Raw genomic sequence first — 4,816 nt, forward strand, 5'->3', positions numbered from 1 at the left:
CTGCTTTGAAACGGCTTCGTCTTATTATTATGCAACTTAAGTGCCGATTAGCTTATTGTTGCGTACCCTGTCCCTTTTTAAATTTGAGTCCACTTGAGTGAACTTGAGCTATGAGCCTCTAAATTTAAGTTCTGGGCGCGATGTCGTGTTAGTCGGCTGCTACCTTAGCTCCAGTTTCCGGTTGAGAGCGCAGTTCATTTGGGCAAGAGCGACCCTGTTCAAAATCAGTGATGTTAGCCATAGTGGTATCTGCAATATTATGCAGTGCTTCTTCTGTAAAGAAAGCTTGGTGTCCGGTGATCAGTACGTTGGGAAATGTTGTTAGGTGTAGGAAAACATCATCTTGAATGATTTCACCAGACAAATCCTCAAAGAACAATTGTGATTCTTGCTCGTATACATCTACACCAAGATAGCCAATTTTGCCAGACTTCAATCCCTCAATTACTGCTTGGGTATCAATCAGCGCTCCTCGGCTAGTATTAATTAGCATTACACCCGATTTCATCTGAGCGATCGCCTCAATATTGATCAAGTGATGGGTTTCGGGAATCAAGGGACAATGTAGAGAAATAATATCAGAGTTAGCAAATAGCTCTGGCAATTCTACATACTTTCCACCTAACGCCTCCATTTCTGGGTTGTGATATACGTCATAAGCCAGTAGATGACAGCCAAAACCCTTCATAATCTGTCCTAAAATGAGACCGATTTTGCCAGTGCCGATAATTCCTACTGTGCGTCCATTCAAGTTGAACCCCAACAGTCTATCTAGGGAAAAATTGCCTTCCCGGACACGGTTATAGGCACGATGAATTTTGCGATTGAGGCTCAAAATTAATCCTACAGCGTGTTCTGCCACCCCATAGGGTGAGTAGGCTGGTACACGTACAATCGTAATTCCCAAGTCTGCGGCTGCCTTTAAGTCTACATTGTTAAACCCTGCACAGCGCAGCGCCACCAGGCGAGTTCCGTTTGAAGCGAGAATCTCTAAAGTTGAGGCGTCAACCTGGTCATGCACAAATACGCAAACCGCCGGAAATCCGGCGGCTAAGATAGCGGTATCTTTATTCAAACGGGGTTCAAAGTATACCAACTCATGAAGACACTGGCGTGCGGAGGTTCCCTCCGTTAAGACAAGTGTTCGTTCTTGGTTAGGAGAATTTGCAGCTTCCAAAAACTGCCGATCGTAGGCTTTGGTACTGAAGACTGCTACTTTCATGCAAAACCTTAGATTTGATGCTGCATAGTTTTCCAGTACATAATAGCTTGAATATTAAAGGAGCGATCGCACCTGTAATCATGTCAGTCCTAAGCATTCGCCTTGATGTAGGCAATTATTCAAATAAAGCAAAAATTTAGAATTCCTATCTGAACTCTTTTCATCCAAAGCTCAGATAAACAGGCGGACTCGCCTTGCCACGGTTATCCGCCTTACATACAAACAACAATACTATGAACTTTTTTAATCATTACAGCTAGTGAAACTTGATGGCACTGCCTACTTGCGATCAAAACATCATAATTATGTATGAATTGCATTTTTGGCATTGCTGAATTGAAATATGATTCAGGCTTTTTGGAAAAACTAAAATTTCTTTCTGCCCCTACCTAACAGCTACGGTGTACACACAAGTACTCTGATTCACAACGCAAGTCTGTTTTGAGACTTTGAGGGAATGAAACAGCTTTGCTTTTCAAGGGGGGTTGGGGCGATCAAAAGTCTGTGGAGCCAATTTCAAGTAGTTTTCAGGGAACTAACATTGTTAGGAAATGGTAATATCCAGAAAAAGGTTAAGATGCACAGAAAATTTGACTCTTGCAATTGCTCATGAATAGGGAAATTAAATTTATCAATCCCGCAGGGTTATATGACCCGTCTGAAAATGGCTATACCCATGTAGTCAATGCACCAGCAGGAGGAACGATTGTTTACATCTCAGGGCAAGGTGGCGAGAATGAAAATGGAAAGCTCGCTGTTGATGATTTTGCATCCCAGGTCAAGCAAGCATTCGCAAATCTGCGGACTGCATTAGCTGCGAGTGGCGCAAGTCCAGAGCAGGTAGTGAAAATTACAGTATTGATAGTTAATCATGATGAATCTAAACTACCAATATTGACGGCTGAAGTGAAATCGATGTGGGGTAATCAACCACCTGCTTGTACATTGATTCCTGTTCCTAGACTAGCCCTAGATGCGATGTTATTTGAAATTGAAGCAACTGCTGTAATTGCTAAGAATTAGAATTAAGCTCATCCCACCCCGGCATGAGTGGGATTTCGCGGGCAAGTGGGAATAGAGGCTGAAACCACGCAAAATCGTTTGACTAATTTCGGTCAATTGCATCTCTTGTAGTTTTATAAGCTTCAATAAAAGTCCGAAATGATTCTTCGGAGATTTGTTCTTGAATCAACTTCTGTGTTACTTCTTTAAGAATTTCATCACATTTTTCTTGAAGTAAATTTTTACTTTGTTTATTATCATGCAATAATTCAACAATTGCTTTAATATATTTAGCAGCAAGTTCCCTCTGTTTTTGTTCTGTTTGCTGTTGGTCAAATTGCCTTTCGCGCTCTAGAGTTTCCCGCGTTGTTTTGTAAGCTTCGTTGAAAGTTCGGAATGATTCTTGGGAAATTCTCTCATCAATTAGAGCTTTAGCAGCCGCATTAAAAGCTTCATCAAGTAGCTGTTGCCTCAACTCTACTTCACCCAAATTTTTATTCATCAATTTTATAGCTGATTCAATGTATTCATCAGCTTCATTTTTTTTACTACTCTCTATCCATATCTTGAGTTGACGAAGCCAGGAAAACATTAAAAGAGCAACTGTCAATATCAAAGCTAAATAGTCAGCATGTTCTTGAATAAAAGAAGGTTGGTCTTGTTCATAAAAGGCGATCGCTCCCGGATGGATCGGAGGCATACCTACACCATTGGTAGTACTAGGTTGACTAATAGTAGCCACTAATGGTTTCACCTCTGGATGCTTTTGAGAGATAGCATTAGCTATTTCTCGACGATTTTCAAAGATAATTTGAGTAATTTTTTGGATAATACTTTTATCTACCTTGTCACTTGCTAGTAAAAGCCTTGATACTGCTACTGTCGGTAGGTCAGTTTCTGGGATCGGAAGATTACCTTTGTATGCTCCTTGAGGAATTTTAGCGCTCTCAAATGCTGGATGCAGAGACACGGGAAGGGGGAGACGCAAAGACTTATATTTTTATGCTTGGTTGTGGGCAATCGCCCATGACTGAATTGAAAGTGCAGAGTGTTGAGCCACTTTTAGTGTAAGAATAGTACACTTTTTGTTACTCAGCATAAATACGTTATGAATATTATAAATTGTCATATAAAAAATATTATGTTATCAAAGCAACTGAGATGTTTACGTATGTAGGCGTAATAACTTGGAAAATACCACATTTATAAATAAGTTTAATTTTAAGCGAATTAAAATTTTACCATTGTTTCTATGTATAATCACTGTGATAATTACTTGCGGTTTTCCAAACGAAGTATATTCACGTATTAGAAAAACAACTAGATTTATCAATTCCATTGAAACTATCATTTACGACATGCAGCCACCTCATGAAGGAATCCCGCATGGAGTTCCTCTGTCTTACAATTGGGCTACCGGGCCACGTGTAGGTAGTGCTGATCCAGGTACTTTTACAGCAATGACAGCATGGGGACAATTATATGAAGCGTCTGAAGGTAATCCGGCAACTAACACTAGGGTTCAAATTAAGAATATAAGAGCCTACTATCTGAGTAAGACAGATAAAAAATGGCATCTTCTCCAAAGTTCTGTGAAAGTAGATGGTGCTGCCTTTAGGGAAGATTTCATAGGGGACATCAATCAACCAGCCAATATTAGATATGAGTCTGACGGAAGTATCTCTGTCAAAGCAGGTAATGGTTACAACTTCCACTTTTGGCCACCTGTTCGGGCATCTATTAATCCCATTGATGTTATGGGAATGTTTACCACAGTTCAAGCTCGACTTGTGGTGGATGATTTTAACAAACCTGACGATCGCTCTAAGGCTCGCTATGTTCTTAGTGACGGAGGCGATTATTGGTTGAATTTAACTGCACAGTGGGACAACTGGACTACTAATAAAGACTTCGGTATTGGTAAATTTAAGTACGTTACAACCAATTGGAAAGCTTTTAATGTGATCACCCTGCCATCAGACCAAGTTAAACTCTACCCACCCCCAATTGAGTAGAGACAAGTTTACAAGCTAAATTCTTCGTTTTCAGGTCGCTGTACATGGGCAGCAGACAGGCGGGTAGGCGAACAGAGGAGCAGGGGAGAATAATTTGTAGCTGTAATTTAGATACCGATCTGAAAACCTAGATTAAATCTGACTTTTTTAATTACCAATTACGTAAACCCAGTAAGTGTAGCTTTGGACAGTGAATTACGAATTGGAATAACAAGACTTTCAGAAGATAAAAGTTGAGACAAAATTTTGCTTATACTGCGTAAACTGTGTTTTTCTTGCTCTTTTTGTCTCAATACGGTTCAGATCCGAATTTATCCTCCCTAACCTTCTCTGTAGAGGAGTCTCAAGTAAATACTTTAGTAGATTTAACAGGTGCGATCAGACTGGGTAGTGTTTTAGGAGTTTATAACAGAAGCGCTTTCACAACACTAAATAAATTTTAAACTGTTTATAAAACTTTTGGCCTGTTTATGCTACAGCAGTTGGCTACGAAACTATATCTCAAAGCAGAATACTATATTGCAATACCTTAGCCAAAAGAAGAGTATGAAGAGAGAGGGCGCTTTGTAGTAGAGTT

At 39.9% G+C, this 4,816-nt stretch carries 4 protein-coding genes; 2 read left to right on the forward strand and 2 right to left on the reverse strand.

All coding sequences use genetic code 11. The features are described 5' to 3' along the window. Nucleotides 1-148 precede the first annotated feature (148 nt). Complete coding sequence (locus AC5JL8_RS04695; protein ID WP_495878620.1) at nucleotides 149-1,222, reverse strand: 2-hydroxyacid dehydrogenase; 1,074 nt, start codon at nucleotides 1,220-1,222, stop codon at nucleotides 149-151. A 609-nt stretch (nucleotides 1,223-1,831) separates the two neighbouring features. On the opposite strand from AC5JL8_RS04695, the gene AC5JL8_RS04700 reads away from it, so the two are divergent. Next, complete coding sequence (locus AC5JL8_RS04700) at nucleotides 1,832-2,245, forward strand: RidA family protein (RefSeq protein WP_495878621.1); 414 nt, start codon at nucleotides 1,832-1,834, stop codon at nucleotides 2,243-2,245. Nucleotides 2,246-2,327: 82 nt separating this feature from the next. On the opposite strand, the gene AC5JL8_RS04705 is transcribed toward AC5JL8_RS04700, so the two are convergent. Then, complete coding sequence (locus tag AC5JL8_RS04705; protein WP_495878622.1) at nucleotides 2,328-3,212, reverse strand: TAXI family TRAP transporter solute-binding subunit; 885 nt, start codon at nucleotides 3,210-3,212, stop codon at nucleotides 2,328-2,330. A gap of 370 nt (nucleotides 3,213-3,582) precedes the next feature. Between AC5JL8_RS04705 and AC5JL8_RS04710 the strand changes: the two genes are divergently transcribed. Further along, nucleotides 3,583-4,239 (forward strand): hypothetical protein, encoded by a 657-nt coding sequence (locus AC5JL8_RS04710; RefSeq protein ID WP_495878623.1) that lies wholly within the window; start codon nucleotides 3,583-3,585, stop codon nucleotides 4,237-4,239. The last annotated feature ends 577 nt before the right edge of the window (nucleotides 4,240-4,816 follow it).

This window comes from Mojavia sp. (assembly GCF_059505145.1).

Excerpts from the sequence above, each read along its gene's own strand:
- AC5JL8_RS04710 (WP_495878623.1), top strand. The coding sequence starts at position 3,583 with ATGCAGCCACCTCATGAAGGAATCCCGCATGGAGTTCCTCTGTCTTAC.
- AC5JL8_RS04695 (WP_495878620.1), bottom strand. The coding sequence starts at position 1,222 with ATGAAAGTAGCAGTCTTCAGTACCAAAGCCTACGATCGGCAGTTTTTG.
- AC5JL8_RS04700 (WP_495878621.1), top strand. The coding sequence starts at position 1,832 with ATGAATAGGGAAATTAAATTTATCAATCCCGCAGGGTTATATGACCCG.